The organism is Mesorhizobium loti CJ3sym (assembly GCF_000472785.1).
Taxonomy (GTDB): domain Bacteria; phylum Pseudomonadota; class Alphaproteobacteria; order Rhizobiales; family Rhizobiaceae; genus Mesorhizobium; species Mesorhizobium loti_E.
Map to the genome: position 1 here is coordinate 1 of NZ_AXAL01000049.1, position 24090 is coordinate 24090.

Annotated in this window: 20 protein-coding genes, 1 tRNA gene and 1 pseudogene; 3 read left to right on the plus strand and 19 right to left on the minus strand. The window is 61.3% G+C overall.

What is annotated here, in order from left to right; genetic code table 11:
- The 4 genes from A3A9_RS40635 to rpsL form a co-directional block, all read right to left on the minus strand.
- On the minus strand, positions 1-269 hold a 269-nt coding region (locus tag A3A9_RS40635), incomplete at its 3' end, for a GTP-binding protein (RefSeq protein WP_033839122.1).
- 66 nt (positions 270-335) lie between these two features.
- The gene (gene fusA / locus A3A9_RS0135330) at positions 336-2426 is read right to left on the minus strand and encodes an elongation factor G (RefSeq protein WP_027028836.1); all 2091 of its coding nucleotides are present in this window, start codon (positions 2424-2426) and stop codon (positions 336-338) included.
- Between the two features lie 29 nt (positions 2427-2455).
- The gene (gene rpsG, locus A3A9_RS0135335) at positions 2456-2926 is read right to left on the minus strand and encodes a 30S ribosomal protein S7 (protein ID WP_008875664.1); all 471 of its coding nucleotides are present in this window, start codon (positions 2924-2926) and stop codon (positions 2456-2458) included.
- A gap of 57 nt (positions 2927-2983) precedes the next feature.
- Positions 2984-3355, minus strand: coding sequence for a 30S ribosomal protein S12 (gene rpsL / locus A3A9_RS0135340; RefSeq protein ID WP_027062687.1), 372 nt, complete (start codon positions 3353-3355; stop codon positions 2984-2986).
- A gap of 462 nt (positions 3356-3817) precedes the next feature.
- On the opposite strand from rpsL, the gene A3A9_RS0135345 reads away from it, so the two are divergent.
- The 3 genes from A3A9_RS0135345 (at position 3818) to A3A9_RS0135355 (ending at position 6240) form a co-directional block, all read left to right on the plus strand.
- The gene (locus tag A3A9_RS0135345; RefSeq protein WP_027028835.1) at positions 3818-4099 is read left to right on the plus strand and encodes a hypothetical protein; all 282 of its coding nucleotides are present in this window, start codon (positions 3818-3820) and stop codon (positions 4097-4099) included.
- Positions 4100-4112: 13 nt separating this feature from the next.
- Complete coding sequence (locus A3A9_RS0135350; RefSeq protein ID WP_027062688.1) at positions 4113-5225, plus strand: PLP-dependent cysteine synthase family protein; 1113 nt, start codon at positions 4113-4115, stop codon at positions 5223-5225.
- Between the two features lie 88 nt (positions 5226-5313).
- The gene (locus tag A3A9_RS0135355) at positions 5314-6240 is read left to right on the plus strand and encodes a Gfo/Idh/MocA family protein (RefSeq protein WP_027062689.1); all 927 of its coding nucleotides are present in this window, start codon (positions 5314-5316) and stop codon (positions 6238-6240) included.
- Positions 6241-6271: 31 nt separating this feature from the next.
- Here A3A9_RS0135355 and A3A9_RS0135360 read toward each other — a convergent pair whose 3' ends face one another.
- The 15 genes and pseudogenes from A3A9_RS0135360 to A3A9_RS43560 all read right to left on the minus strand — a co-directional run.
- A complete protein-coding gene (locus tag A3A9_RS0135360; RefSeq protein ID WP_152536280.1) occupies positions 6272-7075 on the minus strand; it encodes a hypothetical protein in 804 nt (267 codons plus the stop codon).
- Positions 7076-7120: 45 nt separating this feature from the next.
- Positions 7121-7786, minus strand: coding sequence for an O-methyltransferase (locus A3A9_RS0135365; RefSeq protein ID WP_027062691.1), 666 nt, complete (start codon positions 7784-7786; stop codon positions 7121-7123).
- Positions 7787-7940: 154 nt separating this feature from the next.
- Positions 7941-12137 carry a DNA-directed RNA polymerase subunit beta' gene (rpoC, locus tag A3A9_RS0135370; protein WP_027062692.1) on the minus strand — a complete coding sequence of 1399 codons (4197 nt, stop codon included), beginning with the start codon at positions 12135-12137 and terminating at the stop codon, positions 7941-7943.
- Positions 12138-12271: 134 nt separating this feature from the next.
- On the minus strand, positions 12272-16408 hold the full coding sequence (gene rpoB, locus A3A9_RS0135375; RefSeq protein ID WP_027062693.1) for a DNA-directed RNA polymerase subunit beta: 4137 nt from the start codon (positions 16406-16408) through the stop codon (positions 12272-12274).
- Between the two features lie 264 nt (positions 16409-16672).
- A complete protein-coding gene (gene rplL, locus A3A9_RS0135380) occupies positions 16673-17050 on the minus strand; it encodes a 50S ribosomal protein L7/L12 (RefSeq protein WP_027028829.1) in 378 nt (125 codons plus the stop codon).
- Positions 17051-17104: 54 nt separating this feature from the next.
- Entirely contained in the window at positions 17105-17623 is a 519-nt protein-coding gene (gene rplJ / locus A3A9_RS0135385) for a 50S ribosomal protein L10 (RefSeq protein WP_027062694.1), read from the minus strand.
- 394 nt (positions 17624-18017) lie between these two features.
- Positions 18018-18716 (minus strand): 50S ribosomal protein L1, encoded by a 699-nt coding sequence (rplA, locus tag A3A9_RS0135390; protein ID WP_027062695.1) that lies wholly within the window; start codon positions 18714-18716, stop codon positions 18018-18020.
- 4 nt (positions 18717-18720) lie between these two features.
- Positions 18721-19149, minus strand: a complete 429-nt coding sequence (gene rplK / locus A3A9_RS0135395; protein WP_013531410.1) for a 50S ribosomal protein L11 — start codon at positions 19147-19149, stop codon at positions 18721-18723.
- A gap of 175 nt (positions 19150-19324) precedes the next feature.
- The gene (nusG, locus tag A3A9_RS0135400) at positions 19325-19852 is read right to left on the minus strand and encodes a transcription termination/antitermination protein NusG (protein ID WP_027028826.1); all 528 of its coding nucleotides are present in this window, start codon (positions 19850-19852) and stop codon (positions 19325-19327) included.
- 28 nt (positions 19853-19880) lie between these two features.
- Positions 19881-20084 (minus strand): preprotein translocase subunit SecE, encoded by a 204-nt coding sequence (secE, locus tag A3A9_RS0135405; RefSeq protein WP_027028825.1) that lies wholly within the window; start codon positions 20082-20084, stop codon positions 19881-19883.
- A gap of 361 nt (positions 20085-20445) precedes the next feature.
- A tRNA-Trp gene (locus tag A3A9_RS0135410) sits at positions 20446-20521 on the minus strand.
- Positions 20522-20601: 80 nt separating this feature from the next.
- Entirely contained in the window at positions 20602-21153 is a 552-nt protein-coding gene (locus tag A3A9_RS0135415; protein WP_051371490.1) for a putative glycolipid-binding domain-containing protein, read from the minus strand.
- 29 nt (positions 21154-21182) lie between these two features.
- Positions 21183-21662 (minus strand): group II truncated hemoglobin, encoded by a 480-nt coding sequence (locus tag A3A9_RS0135420; RefSeq protein WP_027062697.1) that lies wholly within the window; start codon positions 21660-21662, stop codon positions 21183-21185.
- 91 nt (positions 21663-21753) lie between these two features.
- Positions 21754-23382 (minus strand): hypothetical protein, encoded by a 1629-nt coding sequence (locus tag A3A9_RS0135425; protein ID WP_430515911.1) that lies wholly within the window; start codon positions 23380-23382, stop codon positions 21754-21756.
- A gap of 606 nt (positions 23383-23988) precedes the next feature.
- A pseudogene (locus A3A9_RS43560) lies at positions 23989-24090 on the minus strand (EF-Tu/IF-2/RF-3 family GTPase); the annotation flags it as partial.

Consider the following 24090-nt stretch of genomic DNA (forward strand, 5'->3'; position numbering starts at 1 on the left):
CCGGTGATCATGTTCTTCACATAGTCGGCGTGGCCGGGGCAGTCGACGTGGGCGTAGTGGCGGGCAGCCGTCTCGTATTCGACGTGAGCCGTCGAAATGGTGATGCCACGGGCCTTTTCCTCAGGCGCCGCATCGATCTGGTCGTAGCGCTTGTATTCGCCAAAATACTTCGTGATCGCCGCCGTCAGCGACGTCTTGCCATGATCGACGTGACCAATCGTGCCGATGTTCACATGAGGCTTGTTACGCTCGAATTTACCTTTTGCCATGTGATGTCTCCAATCCTGCTCGCCCGTGCGGGCCTTGAATTAAGTTACCGATGCAACCCGTCGGGGTTACGCGTATTTCTTCTGGACTTCCTGGGCGACCGCGGTCGGCACAGGCTCATAGTGATCGAACTGCATCGTGTAGGCCGCGCGGCCCTGGCTCATCGAGCGCAGGTTGTCGACGTACTTGAACATGTTGGCGAGCGGCACCATCGCGTTGATGACGACGGCCACGCCGCGCGCTTCCTGGCCCTGGATCTGGCCGCGACGGCCGTTCAGGTCACCGATGACGCTGCCGACATAATCTTCCGGCGTGACGACCTCGACCTTCATGATCGGCTCGAGCAGCTGCACGCCAAGCTTGGGTGCGGCTTCACGGAAGCAAGCGCGACCGGCGATTTCGAAGGCCAGAACGCTCGAGTCCACATCGTGGTAAGCGCCGTCGATCAGCGTTGCCTTGACACCGATCATCGGGAAGCCGGCGAACGGACCCGAAGTCATGACGCTGTTGATGCCTTTTTCGACACCGGGGATGTATTCCTTCGGCACGGCGCCGCCGACGATCTTGGTTTCGAACTCGAACTCGCTGCTTTCCGGGTTCGGTTCGAAGACGATCTTGACGCGAGCGAACTGACCGGTACCGCCGGTCTGCTTCTTATGCGTGTAGTCCTGCTCGTGCCTACGGGTGATCGTCTCGCGATAGGCCACCTGCGGCGCGCCGACATTGGCCTCGACCTTGAACTCGCGACGCATGCGGTCAACGATGATGTCGAGGTGGAGTTCGCCCATGCCGGAAATGATGGTCTGGCCGGATTCCTCGTCGGTCTTGACGCGGAAGGACGGATCCTCGGCGGCCAGGCGGTGAAGGGCGAGGCCCATCTTTTCCTGGTCGTTCTTGGTCTTCGGCTCGATCGCGATCTGGATGACCGGATCGGGGAATTCCATGCGCTCGAGGATGACCGGGTGCAGCGGATCGCTCAGCGTGTCGCCGGTGGTCGTGTCCTTGAGACCAGCCAGAGCGACGATGTCGCCGGCAAAAGCCTCTTCGACGTCGGCGCGCGAATTCGCATGCATCTGCAGCATGCGGCCGATGCGCTCTTTCTTGCCCTTGACGGTGTTGTCGACCGAGATGCCCTTGGTCAGCTTGCCCGAGTAGATGCGGGCAAAGGTGAGCGAACCGACGAACGGGTCGTTCATGATCTTGAAGGCGAGCATCGAAAGCGGCTCGTTGTCGTCGGCATGACGCTCGATATCAGCGTCGGTCTTGGCATCGACGCCCTTGATGGCGGGAACATCGGCCGGCGAAGGCAGATATTCGACGACGGCGTCGAGCAACGGCTGCACGCCCTTGTTCTTGAAGGCCGAGCCGCAGAACATCGGGTAAAACTTGACCGCGATTGTGCCCTTACGGATCAGCGCGCGAATCTCGTCATTCGACGGCATCTTGCCTTCGAGGTAATTCTCAAGCGCCGTCTCGTCCATTTCGACGGCGGCCTCGATCATCTTCTCGCGGTATTCTTCCGCACGAGCCTGAAGGTCGGCCGGGATCTCGACGACGTCCCAGGCAGCCCCCAGCGTCTCGTCGCGCCAGACCAGCGCGTTCATCTCGACGAGGTCGACAACGCCCTTGAACTCGGTCTCGGCACCGATCGGCAGCTGCATGACGACGGCATGCGCGCCAAGGCGCGAACCGATCATCTCGACCGAGCGGTAGAAGTCGGCGCCGATCTTGTCCATCTTGTTGCAGAAGATCATGCGCGGGACGCGGTACTTGTCGGCCTGGCGCCAGACGGTTTCCGTCTGCGGCTCAACACCGGCATTGGCATCCAGTAGCGCGATAGCGCCGTCGAGCACACGCAGCGAACGCTCGACTTCGATGGTGAAGTCGACGTGTCCGGGGGTGTCGATGATGTTGAAACGGTACATCTTGCCGCTGCGACCCTTCCAGAAGGTCGTGGTCGCGGCGGACGTGATGGTGATGCCGCGCTCCTGCTCCTGCTCCATCCAGTCCATGGTGGCAGCGCCGTCGTGCACTTCGCCGATCTTGTGCGACTTGCCCGTGTAATAGAGGACGCGCTCGGTGGTCGTCGTCTTGCCGGCGTCAATATGCGCCATGATACCGAAATTGCGGTAGTCTTCGATTTTGTATTCGCGGGCCATCGTAGCTGCCTCTCAGTCTCGTTCGCGCTTTACCAGCGGTAGTGCGCGAAAGCGCGGTTGGCTTCAGCCATCTTGTGGGTGTCTTCACGCTTCTTGACGGCCGTGCCGCGGTTGTTGGCCGCGTCCATCAGCTCGCCGGAGAGGCGGTCGACCATGGTGGTCTCGTTGCGGTTGCGGGCAGCAGCGATCAGCCAGCGGATGGCCAACGCCTGACGACGCTCGGGGCGCACATCGACCGGAACCTGGTAGGTGGCGCCGCCGACACGACGCGAACGCACTTCCACATGCGGCGCGACATTGTCGAGCGCCTGATGGAAGACGGTGACCGGCTCCTGCTTGGTCTTGGACTGAACCTGGTCGAGCGCGCCGTAGACGATGGTCTCGGCAACCGACTTCTTGCCGTCATACATGACGGCGTTCATGAACTTGGTGACAATCAGATCGCCGAACTTCGGGTCCGGATTGATCTCACGCTTTTCTGCACTGTGACGACGCGACATGGCTTTTGTCTCTCAATCTCATAGCCCGACGCATTCAAGCGCCAGGGCCGGAAAATCTTACTTCGGACGCTTGGCGCCGTACTTCGAACGGCGCTGCTTGCGGTTCTTCACGCCCTGCGTGTCGAGGACGCCGCGGATGATGTGGTAGCGAACGCCCGGAAGATCCTTGACGCGGCCGCCGCGGATCATGACCACGGAGTGTTCCTGAAGGTTGTGACCTTCGCCGGGGATGTACCCGATCACTTCAAAACCATTGGTCAGGCGGATCTTGGCCACCTTGCGCAGCGCCGAGTTCGGCTTCCTCGGCGTCGTTGTATAGACGCGCGTGCAGACGCCCCGCTTCTGCGGGTTCTGCTGCATGGCCGGGACCTTGTTGCGCTTCACCGGCGCTATGCGCGGCTTGCGGATCAGCTGGTTGACGGTAGGCATTAAACCCTCTTGTCTCTCAATTCCGTGTCTCGCCCGGTCAGGGCCGCTCAAAGCGTCATTTCCATACGCAAATTCGGGCCATAAACCGCGCCTCGCGGTCTTGCCCGAACAAATGGCAGAGGAAGCGGAACCCGCTTCGTGCACGCCGGAAATGTCTTTTCGCTCGTAAAACGAACCCTGTTTGAGGCAAACTCCAAAGCGTGTCGCTTCGGAAGGGAGAGCCTCACATCGGTTCTGACTGGGCGGCTTCTACTCGTAAGCCCGCGAACCGTCAACCCCGGAGTGCCAAATATTGCATCGAAGCCGGGGCTTTGCGGCTATGCGAAAACCGCATGTAATTTTCTTTCGCCGTTTTGCAAGTGCGAGGAAGAAAGTGACCGGCTTTCGACTGTCGCAAAGCCATGCTTCATGCGAAAAAGCCGCATGAGCAGCCCCAATCCCCTCATTCGGAGGAATCGACCCGTGAACGACAATGAGGAACGGCCGGTCACCATCGTCACCGGCCGCGTGTGGAAGAAGAAGGGCGGCAAGCCGGAAGGCGTGCATGTGATGCTGGTTGCGCCCGATGACGATTCGGCGGTGCGCCGCGTGCTCGAATCGCTCGCCGCGGAGGGTTACGCCGAGGCCGAACTCGACCAGATCGGCGACATGGAAGGCGTACCGGATGACGAGCCGCATCTGTCGGCTTTCCAGGGCGCGCTCGAAGGCGAAGTCTCGATCGTCACCTTCGACGTACCGATCTGAAACCAAGATGCCCATGGCCCAACCAAAAGCGAGTGGACCTGCATCCCGGACCTGGGCCGACGGGGCGGTCGCTGCTATCGAAGCCGACCAGCATCGTTCGGCCGACACACACCTCTGGAAACTCGACCTGCCGGCGCTGACTGGAATCGACTTCTATCTCAAGGACGAATCCACCCATCCGACCGGCAGCCTGAAGCACCGGCTGGCGCGTTCGCTGTTTCTCTATGCTCTGTGCAATGGCCTGGTCCGCGAAGGCACGCCGGTGGTCGAGGCCTCATCAGGCTCAACAGCGGTGTCGGAAGCGTATTTCGCCCGCATGATCGGCGTGCCGTTCTATGCGGTGATGCCCCGATCGACGTCGCGCGAAAAGATCGCCGCGATCGAGCATTATGGCGGCAACTGCCATTTCATCGACGACGGCAGACGCATCTATGCCGAGTCGGCCGAGCTCACCGAACGGCTCGGCGGCCATTTCATGGACCAGTTCACCCATGCCGAGCGCGCCACCGACTGGCGCGGCAACAACAACATTGCTGATTCCATCTTCGGACAGATGCGCGAGGAGCGGCATCCCATCCCAAGCTGGATCGTGATGAGTGCCGGTACGGGCGGCACCACCGCCACGATTGGCCGATACCTGCGCTACAAGCGGCACGCCACGCGGCTGTCGGTTGCGGACGTAGAGCGCTCCGCCTTCTTCGAAGGCTTTGCCACGCACGATCGCGATTGTCGCTGCGAACAGCCGTCGCGCATCGAGGGCATTGGCCGACCGCGCATGGAGCCGTCCTTCGTGCCTGGCGTGATCGATCACATGCTGCGGGTGCCGGATGCCGTATCGCTGGCGGCGATGCGGGTTTTGTCGCGCCGGCTTGGCCGCCGCGTCGGCGGCTCGACCGGCACCAACTTCATCGCCATGTGCTTTCAGGCCGCGCGCATGATCGAGCATGGCAAGACGGGTTCGCTGGTGACGCTGATCTGCGATTCCGGCGACCGCTATGCCAACACCTACTATTCGGATGAATGGCTGACAGCCAACGACCTCGACCCCTCGCCTTTCGAACCGGCGATCGAGGCCTTTCTGGCGGGCGGAAAGCTCGCGCTGCAATTCGAGGAAAGCTGGGGCTGAGCTTTCGGCTGCCACCCGGCGGCTTCGGCTTGCCGGGGCCAAGTGTTCTGATAGAAACGCTCAAAATCATCAAACAGACGGAGCGTCCGTGTCCCAGCCCATCAAGATAGGTATTGTCGGCGTCGGCAAGATCGTCCGCGACCAGCACCTGCCGGCCCTGGCGAAAGACCAGGACTATCGCCTGGTCGCGGCTGCCAGCCGGCACGGCAAGGTCGACGGCATCCCGAATTTCCCGACCATCGAAGCAATGCTCGACGCGGTGCCGGAGCTCGAGGCCGTCTCGCTCTGCATGCCGCCGCAATTCCGTTACGATGCCGCGCGCACCGCGCTCGAGGCGAAAAAACATGTCTTTCTGGAGAAGCCGCCGGGCGCCACGGTCAGCGAGGTCGAGGACCTCAAGGTGCTGGCCACGAAAAACGGCGTCTCGCTGTTCGCCAGCTGGCATTCGCGCTACGCGCCGGCGGTGGAGGCCGCGCGCGCCTTCCTGGCTTCGGCCCGAATCCGGTCAGCTGCGATTGTCTGGAAAGAGGACGTGCGCCGCTGGCATCCGAATCAGGACTGGATCTGGGCGCCTGGCGGCTTCGGTGTCTTCGATCCCGGCATCAACGCGCTGTCGATCGCGACCCACATCCTGCCGGCGATGTTCATCACCGCGGCCGTGCTCGACTTTCCAGAAAACCGCGCTGCCCCCGTCGCGGCGCAGGTCACCTTCCGCACCTCGAACGGATTGCCGGTGACAATGGACCTAGACTGGCTGCAGACCGGCCCGCAAAGCTGGGACATCCTGGCCGATACGGATGCCGGTAAGATGGTGCTGTCGGGCGGTGGTTCGAAGCTCGCGGTCGACGGCCAGGTCGTGCACGAGGAGCCGGAAGCGGAATACCCGATGCTTTACAAGCGTTTCGCCGAGATCGTGCGCGCCGGTGCCTCAGATGTCGATCTCGCGCCGCTGCAGCATGTCGCCGACGCCTTCATGCTCGGCAAGCGCAACGTGGTCGAGGCGTTTTTCGACTGAAGAATACCTGAGCAAGTGACGGAGCCGTTTCCTAGGGCCATTTGTCCGCCTCTTCCCACATGCGCTCAAGTATTTTCCGTTGAAGCGAGCCCCAATAGGAAACGGTAGTTACCCATAGGCGGTCTCCGTAACCGACTACTAGCTCTTCCAATGGTCGCTTTTGGACTTCAGCAATGGGGCGCCGATCAAAATGAACGATCAATCCATCAAAATAGAAGCGGTAGAAGGGAACTTGATGGTCCGGCTCGCCGCCAACTCCAGGTGCCGTTTTAACTCTGGCGATTGGGGTTTGGTTGTGTTCGAACCCAAATGTTGAAAGCTGGGTTAGCTCAATCTGAAAATAATCGATCGGCTCGGGGTTCTCATTAAGGATCATCGTGCGCAGCGCTTTTAGGTCACTATCAGAAAGCTGCACATCCGAAAACTCCTCCCTCGTCGAAGCCCCTGCCCGCCACAACAAACTTAGGAAAAAGATTCGGAGCCGCTTCCAGTCCTTTCCTTCGACGCGGCGAATACCCCAATCGGTTCCCGGGATTAGCTCATTGTCGGTGAGGGTCATCATCGGACCCCACCCACTCCATATCAGCTTGGCGTCTCGCAGTTCCCGAATAGCCCAGTCGTCGAGCTTGGCGAGTATCGCTTCACCTTCCTCTGTCACAAGTCGTTGGTCGTACCAACTGCTATGCCGCGTGACCGGTCGTCTTCCAATACCACCTTGAGTGAACGGCTCACCTAAGCCGCCCGCCTTGGTAAGCGCTTTCGGGATAAGGTGAGAATCTACAAACTTTCCAGTCGATCCGGTCAGTTTGCAAACGCCTTCCACCAATTTTGCCACCTGCCCAGTCCTCAAATCGGCAACTGTTGTAGCAACATCGTTGACTCACTCGACTATCGCAATCGCAAAGCCGTCATAGCCCTTGGCGCCGACCATCTGGATAGCGGTGCCGTCAAGGCGCTTGTCGCCGCCGATGAACGAGAACGCTGCCCGAGCCCCCACGACATTGGCGTCATGGCCACCCTCATCGAGCACGGCGCCGTCGCGAATGACGTTGTCACAGATAATGACCGTTCCCGGCCGCGAAAGCCGCATCGCCCAGGACAAATAATTCGGGTTGTTCGGCTTGTCGGCGTCGATGAAGATGAGATCGAACGGCCCGGCGTTCTCAGCGCTTAAAGCGGCGAGCGACTGAAGGGCCGGCCCGACCCGCAGTTCCACCCGCTCCGACACGCCTGCCCGTCTGAAATTCGACTGCGCGACCTTGGCGTGGTGCGAATCGAGTTCAAGCGTCACGATCTTGCCGTCCATCCGCAACGCTCGCGCCATCCAGATCGTGGAGTAGCCCCCCAGCGTGCCGATTTCGAGGATTTTCCTAGCTCCCTGAATTCGCGCAAGAAGCGAAAGCAGCTTGCCTTGCGCCGGCGAGACGTCGATCGGCGGCAAACCCTGGTCACGGTTGGCGGCCAGAACAGCGTCGAGGGCGGGATCCGCTTCGAACAGGGCATCAACGATGTAGTCGTCTACAGCAGCCCAAATCTTCTTGCTCATCGTTCTCGTCTCCGATCGAGAGCCGAAACGCGAAAGGGTAGGAACGCGTGGACCTCTCACCGCCATCGATACCAACTTCGCCATGCCCAGGAAAACAAAAAGGCCGCCGGGTTGCCCCGACGGCCTTGTTGCCTGAGATTTTTGGCCGCCGCGCTTACTGCGCGGCGGTTGTCATGTCGGCCAGCATCGGCTCGGCCACTTCCACACCGGAGGCCTTGCGGCGCTCGTCGATGATCAGTTCGTCACGCGAGGTGGCGATGCGCCGGATCTGGCTCATCGTGCCGCCGGTGCCGGCCGGGATAAGCCGGCCGACGATGACGTTTTCCTTCAAGCCCTGGAGCATGTCGGTCTTGCCGGCAACCGCGGCTTCCGTCAGCACCCTGGTCGTCTCCTGGAAGGAGGCGGCCGAGATGAAGGACGGCGTCTGCAGCGAGGCCTTGGTGATGCCCAGGAGCACCGGCAGACCTTCGGCCGGCTTCTTGCCGTCCTCGACCAAGCGCTCGTTGACCTCTTCCAACTCGATCACGTCGACGTGGTCGCCCGGAATGTAGGTCGAGTCGCCCTGCACCGTGATCTCGACCTTCTGCAGCATCTGGCGAACGATCACCTCGATGTGCTTGTCGTTGATCTGCACGCCCTGCAGGCGGTAGACTTCCTGGATTTCGTTGACGAGGTAGGAAGCAAGTGCCTCCACGCCCTTGATCGCCAGGATGTCGTGCGGCGCCGGATTGCCGTCGAGGATGTAGTCGCCCTTCTCGATGACGTCGCCGTCCTGGAGATGGAACGGCTTGCCCTTCGGGATCAGGTATTCGACCGGCTCAAGCGTCGAGTCATGCGGCTCGATGATGATGCGGCGCTTGTTCTTGTAGTCGCGGCCGAAGCGGATCGTGCCATCGATCTCGGCGATGATGGCGTGATCCTTCGGACGACGTGCCTCGAAGAGTTCGGCAACACGCGGCAGACCGCCGGTGATGTCCTTGGTCTTGGCGCTTTCCATCGGGATACGCGCCAGAACGTCGCCAGGACGAACCTGCGAGCCCGGCTCGACCGAGAGAATGGCCTCGACCGAGAGCAGGAAGCGGGCGTCGCCGCCCTTCGACAGCTTGCCGACCTTGCCCTTGGCGTCCTGGATGGCGATCGCCGGCTTGAGGTCGTTGCCGCGTGGCGTCGAGCGCCAGTCGATGACCTCACGCTTGGTGATGCCGGTCGACTCGTCGGCCGTTTCCTGAACGGAGATGCCGTCGACCAGATCCTCGTACGACACCCTGCCCTCGATTTCGGTGAGGACCGGACGTGTATAGGGATCCCACTCGGCGATACGCTGGCCGCGCTTCACCTTGTCACCATCGTCCACGAAGATGCGCGAACCGTAGGTGAGGCGGTGCGAGGCACGCTCCTTGCCGGCTTCGTCGAGGATCAGAACCGCCATGTTGCGGCCCATGACCATCTGCTGGCCGTCGGAGTTGCGCACCACGTTGCGGTTGCGGATCTCGACCTTGCCCTCATAGGAGGCTTCAAGGAACGAGCTATCCACCACCTGCGCGGTACCGCCCATGTGGAAGGTACGCATGGTGAGCTGGGTACCCGGCTCACCGATCGACTGCGCCGCGATGACGCCGACGGCTTCACCCTGGTTGACCGGGGTGCCGCGAGCCAGATCGCGCCCGTAGCAGACCGCGCAGACGCCGATCCTGACTTCGCAGGTCAGTGCCGAACGAATGCGGACCGACTGCACGCCGGCCTTTTCGATCTTCTCCACGTCACGCTCGTCCATCAGCGTTCCGGCCTTGACCAGAACATCGCCCGACACCGGATGCGTGATGTCGTCGAGCGAGGTACGGCCCAGCACGCGCTGACCCACCGAAGCAACGACCTGACCGGCATCGACGATCGGCTGCATGGTGAGGCCCTTGTCGGTGCCGCAATCCACGGAGTTGACGATGCAGTCCTGCGCCACGTCGACCAGACGACGGGTGAGGTAGCCCGAGTTCGCCGTCTTCAAGGCGGTGTCGGCCAGACCCTTGCGGGCGCCGTGGGTCGAGTTGAAGTACTCGAGCACGGTCAGGCCTTCCTTGAAGTTCGAGATGATCGGCGTCTCGATGATTTCACCCGACGGCTTGGCCATCAGGCCGCGCATGCCGGCGAGCTGACGCATCTGGGTGGGCGAGCCACGCGCACCGGAGTGCGACATCATGTAGATCGAGTTCATCGGCTTCTGACGGCCATTGTCCTCGAACTCGACCGCCTTGATGCGGGCCATCATTTCGTCGGCGACCTTTTCCGAGCACTTGGCCCAGGCGTCGACGACCTTGTTGTACTTCTCGCCCTGCGTGATCAGGCCGTCATTGTACTGCTGCTCGTATTCCTTGGCCAACGCCTCGGTGTCCGACACCAGCTTGATCTTGGCGTCCGGGATCAGCATGTCGTCCTTGCCGAACGAAATGCCGGCACGGCAGGCATGGCTGAAGCCAAGGGCCATGATGCGATCGCAGAAAATGACCGTCTCCTTCTGACCGCAATGGCGGTAGACGGTGTCGATCATCTTGGAGATGTTCTTCTTGGTCATCTCCTGGTTGGCGGTGTCGTAAGGCACGTTGACGTTCTTCGGCAGAAGCTCGCCGATGATCATGCGGCCAGGCGTGGTGTCATGGATCTTCGACACGACCTTGCCTTCGGCATCGACCGTGCGGAAGCGGCCCCTGATCTTGGAATGCAGCGTCACGGCCTTGGTCTCGAGCGCGTGCTGGAGTTCGCCCATGTCGGCAAACACCATGCCTTCGCCCGGCTCGTTCTGGTTGACGATCGAGAGATAGTAGAGACCGAGAACCATGTCCTGCGACGGCACGATGATCGGCGCGCCCGAAGCCGGGTGCAGGATGTTGTTGGTCGACATCATCAGCACGCGGGCTTCAAGCTGCGCTTCCAGCGACAACGGCACGTGAACGGCCATCTGGTCGCCGTCGAAGTCGGCGTTGAAGGCCGTGCAGACCAGCGGATGCAGCTGGATCGCCTTGCCTTCGATCAGGATCGGCTCGAACGCCTGGATACCGAGGCGGTGCAGCGTCGGCGCGCGGTTAAGCAGAACCGGGTGCTCACGGATGACCTCATCGAGGATATCCCAGACCTCCGGACGCTCCTTCTCGACCAGCTTCTTCGCCTGCTTGACGGTCGAGGAGTAACCCTTGGCGTCGAGACGGGCATAGATGAAGGGCTTGAACAGTTCGAGCGCCATCTTCTTCGGCAGGCCGCACTGGTGCAGCTTGAGCTCCGGACCGGTGACGATGACCGAACGGCCGGAATAGTCGACGCGCTTGCCGAGCAGGTTCTGACGGAACCGGCCCTGCTTGCCCTTCAACATGTCGGACAGCGACTTCAGCGGGCGCTTGTTGGCGCCGGTGATGACGCGGCCGCGACGGCCGTTGTCGAACAGCGCATCGACGGCTTCCTGCAGCATGCGCTTTTCATTGCGCACGATGATGCCGGGAGCGCGCAGCTCGATCAGCCGCTTCAGACGGTTGTTGCGGTTGATGACGCGACGATAGAGGTCGTTCAGGTCGGACGTGGCGAAACGGCCGCCGTCCAGCGGGACGAGCGGGCGCAGGTCCGGCGGGATCACCGGAACCACCTTCATGATCATCCATTCCGGACGGTTGCCGGATTCCATGAAGTTCTCGACGACCTTGAGCCGCTTGAGATACTTCTTCTGCTTCAGCTCGGACGTGGTCGAAGCCAGTTCCGAACGCAGGTCGCCAGCGATCTTCTCCAGGTCCATGCCGGCCAGAAGGTCATGAATGGCCTCGGCGCCGATCATGGCGGTGAACGAATCCTCGCCATATTCGTCGACGGCGATCATGTACTCTTCCTCGCTGAGCAGCTGGTGCTCCTTCAGCGCGGTGAGGCCAGGCTCGGTGACAATGTAGTTCTCGAAGTAGAGGACGCGCTCGATGTCCTTCAGGGTCATGTCGAGCAGCGTGCCGATGCGCGAGGGCAGCGACTTCAGGAACCAGATGTGAGCGACCGGTGCCGCGAGCTCGATATGGCCCATGCGCTCGCGACGGACGCGCGACAGCGTGACTTCGACGCCGCACTTTTCGCAGATGACGCCCTTGTACTTCATGCGCTTGTACTTGCCGCACAGGCACTCATAGTCCTTGATCGGGCCGAAAATGCGCGCGCAGAACAGACCGTCACGCTCCGGCTTGAAGGTGCGGTAGTTGATGGTCTCCGGCTTCTTGATCTCGCCGAACGACCAGGACAGAATCTTCTCAGGGCTGGCCAGTGAGATCCGGATGGAATCGAACACCTGCGCAGGCGCCTGCGGATTGAAGAGATTCATGACCTCTTGGTTCATGCCGTTCTCCTTTTCGGGGTCCTCGAAAACCCCTTGCATCTAACGCGGACCAAACGCCCGCCGTCTTTGTCGGCCACTGGCCGTCGAATTCGATAGGCGCGTCGCAGGCTTCCGCGACGCGCCATGTCTTGGTCTTACTCGGCCGCGTCGGGCAGCCGGATCGGGTTGTCGTCGAGCTTGGTGTTCTCCAGCTCGACATTAAGGCCGAGAGACCGCATTTCCTTGACGAGAACGTTGAAGCTCTCGGGGATGCCGGCCTCGAAGGTGTCGTCGCCGCGCACGATCGCCTCGTAGACCTTGGTGCGGCCGGCGACGTCGTCGGACTTCACCGTCAGCATTTCCTGCAGCGTGTAGGCGGCGCCATAGGCTTCCAGCGCCCAGACCTCCATCTCGCCGAAGCGCTGGCCACCGAACTGCGCCTTGCCGCCCAGCGGCTGCTGGGTGACGAGCGAGTACGGACCGATCGAACGCGCGTGGATCTTGTCGTCCACGAGATGGTGAAGCTTGAGCATATAGATATAGCCCATCGTCACCTTGCGATCGAACGGCTCGCCTGTACGTCCGTCATAGAGCTGCGACTGACCTGATGTGTGCAGGCCCGCCTGCTCCAGCATGATGTTGATGTCAGCCTCATGCGCGCCGTCGAACACCGGGGTAGCGATCGAGACGCCGCGGCGCATCTGCTCGCTGAGGCGAACAATGCTCTCGTCGTCATATTCGCGGACCGGCTCGTTGCGGTCGTTGGCCGGGATGAAGCTCTCGAGCGTCTTGCGCAGCGGCTTGATATCACCCGCCACCTTATACGCGTCGATCAGCTCGCCGATCTTCTTGCCCATGCCAGCGCAAGCCCAGCCCAGATGCGTTTCCAGGATCTGGCCGACATTCATGCGGCTCGGCACACCCAGCGGGTTGAGCACGATATCGGCATGCGTGCCGTCCTCGAGGAAAGGCATGTCCTCGACCGGAACGATGCGCGACACGACACCCTTGTTGCCGTGACGGCCGGCCATCTTGTCGCCCGGCTGCATCTTGCGCTTCACCGCCACGAAGACCTTGACCATCTTCATGACGCCCGGAGGCATTTCGTCGCCGCGCTGGACCTTCTCGACCTTGTCCATGAAGCGCTGTTCGAGCGCCTTCTTGGAGTCGTCGTACTGGCCACGCAGGGCTTCCAGTTCGCTCTGGAGCTTTTCGTTCTCCACGGCAAACTGCCACCACTGCGAACGCGGATACTCGTCGAGCGTATCCTTGGACAGCGTCGAGCCCTTCTTGAAGCCCTTCGGTCCAGCGATCGCTTCCTTGCCGACGAGCACGTCGGAAAGACGCGCGTAGACGTTACGGTCCAGGATCGCCTGCTCGTCGTCGCGGTCCTTGGCGAGGCGTTCGATCTCCTCGCGCTCGATCGCCATGGCGCGCTCGTCCTTCTCCACACCGTGGCGATTGAACACGCGCACCTCGACGACGGTGCCGAAGGTGCCCGGAGGCATGCGCATCGAGGTGTCGCGCACGTCCGAAGCCTTTTCGCCGAAGATGGCGCGCAGAAGCTTTTCTTCCGGCGTCATCGGGCTTTCGCCCTTCGGCGTGATCTTGCCGACCAGGATGTCGCCCGGCTGAACTTCCGCACCGATATAGACGATGCCGGCTTCGTCGAGGTTCTTCAGCGCTTCTTCCGAGACGTTGGGAATATCACGCGTGATTTCCTCCGGTCCGAGCTTGGTATCGCGCGCCATGACCTCGAACTCCTCGATATGGATCGAGGTGAAGACGTCGTCGGCCACGATGCGCTCGGAGAGCAGGATCGAGTCCTCGTAGTTGTAGCCGTTCCACGGCATGAACGCGACCAGCACGTTGCGGCCGAGCGCCAGATCACCGAGTTCGGTCGACGGACCGTCGGCAATGATGTCGCCCTTGTTGACCCGGTCACCCATACGCACCAGCGGACGCTGGTTGATGCAGGTGTTCTGGTTCGAACGCTGGAACTTCATCAGCCGGTAGATGTCGACGCCGGACTTGCCCGGATCGAGATCTTCGGTGGCGCGGATAACGATACGCGTCGCGTCCACCTGGTCGACGATGCCGCCGCGACGGGCGCCGATGGCGGCGCCCGAGTCACGGGCAACGATCGGTTCCATGCCGGTGCCGACGAACGGCGCCTCGGCGCGCACCAGCGGCACGGCCTGACGCTGCATGTTCGAGCCCATCAGCGCGCGGTTGGCGTCGTCGTTCTCGAGGAACGGGATCAGAGCCGCGGCCACCGACACCATCTGCTTGGGCGACACGTCCATCAGGTCGACGTTTTCGCGCGGCGCCATCATCACTTCGCCGGCGCTGCGACAAATGACGAACTCGTCGACGAAGCCGCCATTCTTGTCGAGTTCGGCGTTGGCCTGCGCGACATGGTGCTTGGCTTCTTCCATCGCCGAGAGATAGACGACGTCATTGGTCAGCTTGCCGTCGACGATCTTGCGGTACGGGCTCTCGATGAAGCCGTACTTGTTGACGCGCGCGAAGGTCGCCAGCGAGTTGATCAGACCGATATTCGGGCCTTCCGGCGTCTCGATCGGGCAGATACGGCCGTAATGCGTCGGGTGCACGTCGCGCACTTCGAAGCCGGCACGCTCGCGGGTCAGACCGCCCGGTCCAAGCGCCGACAGGCGACGCTTGTGGGTGATCTCCGACAGCGGGTTGGTCTGGTCCATGAACTGCGACAGCTGCGAGGAACCGAAGAACTCGCGCACGGCGGCAGCCGCCGGCTTGGCGTTGATCAGGTCCTGCGGCATGACAGTGTCGATCTCGATCGAGGACATACGCTCCTTGATCGCGCGCTCCATGCGCAGCAGGCCGACGCGGTACTGGTTTTCCATCAGCTCGCCGACAGAACGCACGCGGCGGTTGCCGAGATTGTCGATGTCGTCGATCTCGCCCTTGCCGTCGCGCAGTTCAACCAGCGTCTTGACCACGGCCAGGATGTCATCCTTGCGCAGCACGCGCACGGTATCCTCGGCCTTGAGTTCGAGGCGCATGTTCATCTTGACGCGGCCAACGGCCGACAGATCGTAGCGCTCTGAGTCGAAGAACAGCGAGTTGAACATGGCTTCGGCGGTTTCGAGCGTCGGCGGCTCGCCGGGGCGCATGACACGATAAATGTCGAACAGCGCGTCCTGGCGGCTCTCGTTCTTGTCGACGTTGAGCGTGTTGCGGATGTAGGCGCCGACATTGACGTGGTCGATGTCGAGAACCTTGATCTCGTTCTCGCCCGTACCAAGCAACACTTTCAGCGTCTTTTCGTCGATCTCGTCGCCGGCTTCGAGGAAGATCTCGCCGGTGGCGTAGTTGACGATGTCCTCGGCGAGGTAATTGCCGAGCAGATCCTCGTCGGTCGCCTTGATTGCCTTGAGACCCTTTTCGCCGAGCGCCCTGGCCTGGCGGGCGGTGATCTTCTTGCCTTGCTCGACAACGATCTCGCCCGTATCGGCGTCGACCAGATCGCCGACGGCCTTGAGGCCGCGGAAACGCTCGACGTTGAACGGGATGCGCCAGTGATCGCCGGCCCGCTTGTAGGTGATCTTGTTGTAGAAGGTCGACAGGATCTCTTCGCCGTCCATGCCGAGCGCCATCAGCAGCGAGGTCGCCGGAATCTTGCGACGACGGTCGATGCGGGCGTGCACGACGTCCTTGGAATCGAACTCGATATCGAGCCACGACCCGCGATAGGGGATGACGCGCGCGGCAAACAGAAGCTTGCCCGACGAGTGCGACTTGCCCTTGTCATGGTCGAAGAAGACGCCCGGCGAGCGGTGCATCTGCGAGACGATGACGCGCTCGGTGCCGTTGACGATAAAGGTGCCGTTCAAGGTCATGAGCGGCATGTCGCCCATGTAGACGTCCTGCTCCTTGATGTCCTTGATCGACTTGGCGCCGGTATCTTCGTCGATATCGAACACGATGAGGCGCAGCGTCACCTTCAGCGGCGCGGCATAGGTCAGGTCGCGCTGACGGCATTCGTCAACGTCGAATTTCGGTCCTTCGAACTCGTACTTCACGAACTCCAGCATGGAGGAGCCGGAAAAGTCCTGAATCGGGAAGACCGACTTGAAAACGGCCTGGAGTCCCTCGTCCGGACGCCCACCCTTGGGCTCCGCCACCATCAGGAACTGGTCATAGGATGCCTTCTGAACCTCGATCAGGTTCGGCATCTCCGCAACTTCCGGAATCTTTCCGAAGAATTTGCGTACGCGTCTGCGGCCATTGAAAGTCTGGGTCTGGGCCATCGTCGCTCCTTAGCTCTAAACTCGGGACGAACCTCGCCGCGGCTCGCCTTGCATACCGAGCCGCCTGGGCGGCGGCCCTCTGTCTGTTCTCCGGCAGCCCTGACCAATTGCTTGGCGGCGACCGGCTAAAACGGTAGAAAACCCGTTTCCTGAAGGCCGTTTACGGCCCTCAGGAAAGAGGTTCTCGTACATCTCGCGCTACGCGTGCTCCCTTCCGACTGAAGGGAGTGGCGGACGGCGCGAGGCCGCCCGCCGCTTTTACGCTTACTTCAGTTCGACCTTGGCGCCGGCTGCTTCCAGCTGGGCCTTGAACTTGTCAGCGTCGGCCTTGGAAACAGCTTCCTTGACCGGCTTCGGAGCCGCTTCGACCAGGTCCTTGGCTTCCTTGAGGCCAAGACCGGTGATGGCGCGGACTTCTTTGATGACGTTGATCTTCTGAGCGCCGGCCTCGACGAGAACGACGTCGAATTCGGTCTTCTCTTCAACCGGAGCCGCGGCAGCAGCGCCACCGCCAGCAGCGGCAACAGCCACCGGAGCAGCAGCCGAAACGCCCCACTTTTCTTCCAGAAGCTTCGACAGCTCGGCCGCCTCGAGGACGGTCAGCTTCGAAAGGTCGTCTACGATCTTTGCGAGATCAGCCATTGTTGTATTCCTTCATAAGGTTCGAACGTGTGTTTGTGATAGCGAGGAACGGCCTCATGCCGCCTCGTCCTTCCGGGCGTAAGCGCCGATGACGCGCGCGACCGAAGCCGCTGGCGCATTGACGATCTGGGCGATCCGGGTTGCCGGCGTGGCGATCATGCCAACCAGCCTGGCGCGCAGCTCATTGAGCGACGGAAGTGTGGCGAGTGCCTTCACACCGTCGGCATTGAGCGAGGTTGTGCCCATTGCACCGCCGAGAATGATCAACTTGTCATTCCCCTTGGCGAAATCGGACGCGACCTTCGGCGCCGCAATCGGATCCTCCGAATAAGCAATCAGCGTCTGTCCCTTGAACAGGTCGATGATCGATGCGGAGTCCGTGCCCTGAAGAGCGATTTTGGCGAGACGGTTCTTCGCGACTTTAACGGTGCCACCGGCAGCGCGCATTTTCGACCGAAGGTCGTTCATTTGCGCGACGGTGATACCGGCATAGTGGGCCACTACGACTGAACCTGCGCCCGAAAACGCATGATTCAGGCCCGTGACGAGTTCGCGTTTTTCCGCTCTGTCCACTGCCTATCTCCAGTTGACCCCTATCCTGTTAATGGGAACATCCCATTCACGAGGACAGGCGTCGGGTTGCCTTTTGCCGGTCGGGCCATCCAGTAACGGATCTCCCGAACGACGCTCGAGGATCCTGCCCCCTTTCGCCACACCACCGGCCAGGCCGACGATGCGCAGACAAAAGGCAAACACGGTTCGAACCTTTCATTGGAGCAGTCGCTCCGTTGTCCGGTTTTCACCCGTCTCATGCAGGCCCAATTGAATTAAGGCTTCTGGGCCGCCTGCAATCTCGGACAGGATGTCCGGAAGCCTCTCGGCTTCCGGTACCGGGCCACCAACAAAGTCGGAGGCCCGGAATTCACTTGCGGATCAGCAGCTTAGCAGCCGATCTAATATGTTCGTATCAGGACGCGGTGAGCGTCGAGACGTCGAGCTTGAGGCCCGGGCCCATCGTCGAGGTGACCGACACCTTCTTGACGTAGTTGCCCTTGGCGCCAGCCGGCTTTGCCTTGGTCACCGCATCTGTGAAGGCGCGGATATTCTCTTCCAGCGCCTTGACGTCGAACGAGACCTTGCCGACGCCGGCATGAACGATGCCGGCCTTCTCGACGCGGAACTCGACAGCGCCGCCCTTCGATGCCTTGACGGCAGCGGCGACGTCGGTGGTGACGGTGCCGACCTTGGGGTTCGGCATCATGCCGCGCGGGCCAAGCACCTTACCGAGACGACCGACCAGCGGCATCATGTCCGGCGTAGCGATGCAGCGATCGAAATCGATCGTGCCCTTCTGGACGATGTCGACCAGGTCCTCGGCACCAACGATGTCGGCACCGGCGGCCTTGGCCTCTTCCGCCTTGTCGCCACGGGCGAACACGGCAACGCGAACCGAGCGGCCGGTGCCGTTCGGCAAATTGACCACGCCGCGGACCATCTGGTCGGCATGGCGCGGGTCGACGCCGAGGTTCATCGCGACTTCGATGGTCTCGTCGAACTTGACCGAGGAACGGTCCTTGAGCAGCTTCAACGCATCGCCCAGGGCATAAGCCTTATTGGGATCAACGCCTTCGCGGGTCTTCGATACGCGCTTTGCAATCTTTGCCATGATCTCAGCCCACCACTTCCAGACCCATCGAGCGGGCGGAGCCCTCGACCATGCGCATGGCCGCCTCGACGTCGTTTGCGTTCAGATCCTTCATCTTGGCAGTGGCGATCTCGCGAACCTTGTCGCGCGAAACGGTGCCAGCCTTGACCTTGCCCGGCTCCTTCGAACCTGACGTGAGGTTCGCCGCCTTCTTCAGGAAGTAGCTCACCGGAGCCGTCTTCATGACAAAGGTGAACGACTTGTCCTGGTAATAGGTGATGACGACCGGAACCGGCGATCCCTTTTCCATTTCCTGGGTCTGCGCGTTGAACGCCTTGCAGAATTCCATGATGTTGATGCCACGCTGACCAAGCGCCGGGCCGATCGGGGGAGACGGCGTAGCCGATCCCGCTTTCACCTGGAGCTTGAGCTGGCCTGCAATTTTCTTAGCCATCTCTTTTCCTGCCTTTGTCTATGCCGGCCCCAATCATCTGGGAAAACCGGCGGTTGCAGTCTGGTGGTGCGATCCATGCAGCCGGCTAAAGCCGCACTCGTCTCCCACCGTTCTCGAGGCTGCACGTTTCCGCGCCGCCTCCCCTGATCGCCGAACCGGCACCAGGAGTTTCGGATCAGCCTTTTTCGACCTGTCCGAATTCCAGATCGACAGGCACGGCGCGCCCGAAGATCGACACTTCCACCTTGAGCCGCGCCCGCTCCTCGTCCACTTCCTGGACGAAGCCGTTGAACGACGCGAAGGGACCATCCGAAACGCGGATCGCCTCGCCTATTTCGAAGGTGACCGAGGGCTTCGGCCGCTCGACACCTTCCTGCACCTGGTTCAGGATGCGCTGCGCTTCCGCCTCGGTGATCGGCACCGGCTTGGAGTCCCCCAGGAAACCGGTGACCTTCGGGGTGTTCTTGACCAGCGAGAACACGGCGTCGGTCAGGTTGGCCTTCAAGAGCACGTAGCCCGGGAAGAACTTGCGCTCGGCATCGACCTTGCGGCCGCGACGAACCTCGACGACCTTCTCGGTCGGCACCACGATCTGCTCGATATCGGCGGACAGGCCCTTTTGCTTGGCCTTGTTGACGATGTCTTCAGCAACCTTCTTTTCAAAATTCGAATAAGCGTGGACGATGTACCAGCGCGCAGTCATTTTTTCGACTTCTCCGTAATCGCCGGACTTAACGTCCAATTCCCAGAAGCTGTTCGACAGCGAGGCCCATCAGCTGATCGGCGCTGAAGAAAAAGATCATCGCGATCACAGCAAAGGCCAGAACCATGATCGTCGAGATCATCGTCTCGCGACGCGACGGCCAAGTCACCTTGGCTGTCTCCGCGCGGACCTGCTGGAGAAAGACGAAAGGATTTGTGGTTTTCGAAGCCATATGCCGCCTGTCTTCAAGACCCGTTGGCCGGGCCCCCTGGATGATCCCGCTGACCGGGACGTGCCGCCTGAGCCAATCTCGCGCCGAATCAGCGCAATCGTTTCGCCCATGCAAATCAGACGCGTAAAGCCGGCTTCCCAGCTCCACGCGTCGCGTGTCTGTTCTGTCTACATAAAACCGATTCTTGATCCACGCAAGTGGCAAGTGCCCGCTTTATGACCAAACACCGCCTCGGAACCATCCAGTCGTTCCGTCCCGGCTATGGCGCCCTTATGCCTCAACTGGCCTAATATGGCAAGCGGGTCGCCGATTTTCAAAGGTCAACCCGCAAAAATCTCGTTTTGATGGCCATTTCGGGAAATGGCACGGGCAGCAGGGCTCGAACCTACGACCTGCGGTTTTGGAGACCGCCGCTCTACCAACTGAGCTATGCCCGTATCGCGCGCCTCGGCGCAGCAGGGGCTTCCTAAAAGCTTCCGCGCTCTGTGTAAAGAGTGGTTTGCACGCAAACGCGCCTTCATTCCCTCTGCCAGAAATCGGGATAGGTGACGACCAGCCCGTCAGCGTCGATCTCGAGTTCCCGCCTGAAGTCGCTGGCACGCGATTCATAGAGATATCGCCTGCCCTCCTCGAGGCATGTGTAGCGTTGCGGGTTGGCGACGACCGTGAGCGCAGGGAGCCTTATGAAGGCGGTGGTGATGTCGGCGCTCTGTCCGGTGGAAAGCCGCAAGCGCCGGATCGGCAGCGTGTTGGTGAAAGGCGTGACGGTGAGATCAGGGTCGACCACCCCATCGAGCTCGGGCACGGCCAAGCCGTCCCGAATCCAGTGACCTTCACGATCGGAGACAAGGATAAGGGTCTGGCCAGAGCCGATCATGTCGACCGTGACACTCCTGGCGCGCCAGTTCGCATCGCATTCTATGCGATAGCGGACGGCAAACGACGTTTGGCCGGAGCAAATGACGACGGAGTCGGCCAAGACCTCCCCTGCCCGCTCCCGCAACACAAGATGTTCAAGGCCGGGTCCCTCCCGCTCGCGCCAGCGCACGATCTTCATATCTTCCGGCATCAGTCCTGCACTCCGGGGCGGCAAGGAAGCTACTTTGTTTCCGGCGGCGTATACGGCCCGCCGGGCACGCCCCAACCCCACGCCGGCATCGGTTCGGTTTTCGGATCGCAGGTCTCACCGAGATTCGAGTTCATCTTGGCCAGCCGCGATCCCCATTCGACATAGCCCATGAAAGCAGAACGGAATTCGGGATCGTCGGGCAGACCGACGGTGTCGGCGGCGTCGGCAAGGAGATTGATCCAACGGCGGCGCTGTTCTTCGGTCAGATGCTTGCCCAGATGATGCATGACCATCTCGCGGTGGCCGCCAAATTTCTCGCTGTAGGTTTTAGGCCCACCAAACACCTCGCCGATGAAGGCCGCGACATGGGCGGGATGATCCGGCGACATCGCCTTGAACACCGGCCCGACGATCGGGTCCTGCGCCACCTGGTCATAGAAGGTCTGTGTCAGCCGGTTCAGGGCGTCGCTGCCACCGGCCCATTCGTAGAGTGTTGGATCCTTGCGCATGGCGGCCACCTGTCCTCGATCACCGCAGACGATAACGGAAAGACCCGGCAGGCCTCAACCTGCCTCGATGGTCAGTTCAAAAGATGCAGCGCTACAGTTTGGCCGGCATGTCGGCTTCTGCGTTGGCTGACGGCATGACCCGGCAATTGGCCGGCCTTGGAGCAGACCTGCATATGGTGGCGCCTGTCATTTCATCGGCGGACTGACGTCCGGTCGCCAGCCCGAATTTCAGTATCGCCTGCGGATAGAGCTGCCGGCTGGATGAGGAGAGCTGTATGGCGGCGAACAGGCCGGGTCCGATCGCCATCTCCTCAAGATAAGCCTTGACCTTGTCCCCAGGCCCAACGGAACTCACGCTGAGGCGAATGGCCGGGCCGATGATGCGTTTGACGCCACCGGCAACCATGATCGGACAGGCCGAAGCACATTCGCCCTCCGATTCGACGGTGAGCCCGGTGTGGATGCCGTCCTTGGCCAGGCAATCCGCCGAGGGATCACAATCCACGAAATCGGTGTGGGCGACGACAACGTCGAGCTTGTGCTCGCGGATCAGCCTGCCGGCGGCAAGCGCGCCCTCTACATCGCCTCCTTGCGAGCTGATGACGATCGGCAGCCGTCGGCCGGCGACGGCATCGAGCGCCTGGCGCAGCTTTTCCGGCGACTGCGCGGTGATCGTACCCTCCGCCGAGATCCATTCCGGGCAATCGGGATTGCAAAGCGGGTTGCTGCCGCGGACAAGAACGAAGCGCATGTCCGCGCCCTTCGGCGTCGTCGCTTCAGCCGGGTTTGCCTGGGCGGTCGGGAGGTCCGCCGGCTTCGTATCTTTGCCCGCCGGGATCTCCCGGCAATTCGCCGTCATCGGATCTGCCTTGCAGATGGTTGCGGCGGTGAAAAGCTCGACGGTGTCCAGGGAGGTGACGAGGTTCATCCGAAGCATGTTTGCGAGAACCAGCTGATGGATTTCGCTGGCCGGCGTGTTCTTCATCGTCAGGAACACACCATCGCCTATCCCCATCTCTTGCAGATAGGCCGAAAGCTTCTTCTCGACCGCCTTGCTCATTTCATAGGTCTTGTAGCTGCCCGCGTTCTTGCGGCTGACGACCTTGGTGCTGAGGATCTTCTTCTTGCCGTTCACGATCCGGTAGGTGGTCCGATAGAGCAGCTTCTCGCGCCTGAAGGTGGTGGTGACCTGGTGGACGCCGAGATAGGCGAAATCCCCGACGACGCGGCGAACACCGCCGGAAAACATCAGCGGGCAGGCAGAATTGCACATGGCGCCGTCGTCATGGGCCGTGCCGAAATAGTCGGCGCTCTTGCCTTTGTTATTCCCGCAATCCTTCATCTCCGTCTCACAGCCGGAAAAAACCGTCGTGCCGACGGCGATGTCGAGCTTGTTCTTGCGGATCAACTGGCCAAGCGCCACCGCCGCATCGACATTGCCGCCGGGGGAATTGACGACCACCGGCAATTGCCGGCCTTTGAGCGTCTTGAGCGTGCGCTTGAGCAGCGACGGCGTCTCAGCCTCGATGGTGCCTTCCGCCGATATCCATTCCGGACAATTGGGCTCGCAGCCCGGCGCATTGCTGCGCACGACAGCGAACCGCATCGACGGGATGTCCAGCGACTGCTCCTGACCCTGCGCCGGCAGGACGGACAGGACGATGGCAATCAATAGCGCCAGACCAGCCAGCGCTTGCAACCACCATGCATCCCTGTCCAAACGGCGCTCCAGAACCACTGTAAGCAAAGCTCCCTCGGTGCAACCTATACTAGACAAGGTCCAAGGGCTTGCAACAGGGTTCGAGATCGCTGACACGTGGTATCGCTGAGGTGAAAAGAGCAAAAAGGCAGTCTGAGAGCCGCCTTGTCATTTGTCGCCGAGGACGGCTACTGAGGTGTTGAAAGGGGCGTCTGGCCTTTGGCTTTTTTGGGAGCCAGGGCGCAGTCATGGTTCGCTCCGGTGCCAGGCGCGTTCTCGAAAATGCACCGCGTTTCCGGCGGCACGCCGCAGATCTTGTCCAGTGCCTTGAACCCGACACACTTGCCGTCAGGCCCACGATAACCAGGCCCTCCTTTGCAGCCGCACCCCTTGCAGGCCGGGCGTTCGGGACAGCCGGTTCCAAACGCCGGATTTTGAAACGCCAGCGCTGCTGTCAGCAGAACCAATAGAGCTACGGCTTGGCGCGTTCTGGCCCAACCATGCAAACGGCGCGCTGCAACCATTTGAACAGCCCCCTCGACAATACGGGTGCCGATCGCCTACCCAAAAGAAAAAGGGCGGCCCAAAGACCGCCCTTTCCTTATCTGACCGGCAGCGCCGGATCGATTATTCCTTGATGGTGACGACGATGCCGGCACCGACGGTGCGGCCGCCTTCACGGATGGCGAAGCGCAGCTTCTCTTCCATGGCGATCGGCACGATCAGCTC

Excerpts from the sequence above, each read along its gene's own strand:
- fusA (WP_027028836.1), bottom strand. The coding sequence starts at position 2,426 with ATGGCCCGCGAATACAAAATCGAAGACTACCGCAATTTCGGTATCATG.
- rpsG (WP_008875664.1), bottom strand. The coding sequence starts at position 2,926 with ATGTCGCGTCGTCACAGTGCAGAAAAGCGTGAGATCAATCCGGACCCG.
- rpsL (WP_027062687.1), bottom strand. The coding sequence starts at position 3,355 with ATGCCTACCGTCAACCAGCTGATCCGCAAGCCGCGCATAGCGCCGGTG.
- A3A9_RS0135350 (WP_027062688.1), top strand. The coding sequence starts at position 4,113 with ATGGCCCAACCAAAAGCGAGTGGACCTGCATCCCGGACCTGGGCCGAC.
- A3A9_RS0135365 (WP_027062691.1), bottom strand. The coding sequence starts at position 7,786 with ATGAGCAAGAAGATTTGGGCTGCTGTAGACGACTACATCGTTGATGCC.
- rpoC (WP_027062692.1), bottom strand. The coding sequence starts at position 12,137 with ATGAACCAAGAGGTCATGAATCTCTTCAATCCGCAGGCGCCTGCGCAG.
- rpoB (WP_027062693.1), bottom strand. The coding sequence starts at position 16,408 with ATGGCCCAGACCCAGACTTTCAATGGCCGCAGACGCGTACGCAAATTC.
- rplL (WP_027028829.1), bottom strand. The coding sequence starts at position 17,050 with ATGGCTGATCTCGCAAAGATCGTAGACGACCTTTCGAAGCTGACCGTC.
- rplA (WP_027062695.1), bottom strand. The coding sequence starts at position 18,716 with ATGGCAAAGATTGCAAAGCGCGTATCGAAGACCCGCGAAGGCGTTGAT.
- rplK (WP_013531410.1), bottom strand. The coding sequence starts at position 19,149 with ATGGCTAAGAAAATTGCAGGCCAGCTCAAGCTCCAGGTGAAAGCGGGA.
- nusG (WP_027028826.1), bottom strand. The coding sequence starts at position 19,852 with ATGACTGCGCGCTGGTACATCGTCCACGCTTATTCGAATTTTGAAAAG.
- secE (WP_027028825.1), bottom strand. The coding sequence starts at position 20,084 with ATGGCTTCGAAAACCACAAATCCTTTCGTCTTTCTCCAGCAGGTCCGC.
- A3A9_RS0135415 (WP_051371490.1), bottom strand. The coding sequence starts at position 21,153 with ATGCCGGAAGATATGAAGATCGTGCGCTGGCGCGAGCGGGAGGGACCC.
- A3A9_RS0135420 (WP_027062697.1), bottom strand. The coding sequence starts at position 21,662 with ATGCGCAAGGATCCAACACTCTACGAATGGGCCGGTGGCAGCGACGCC.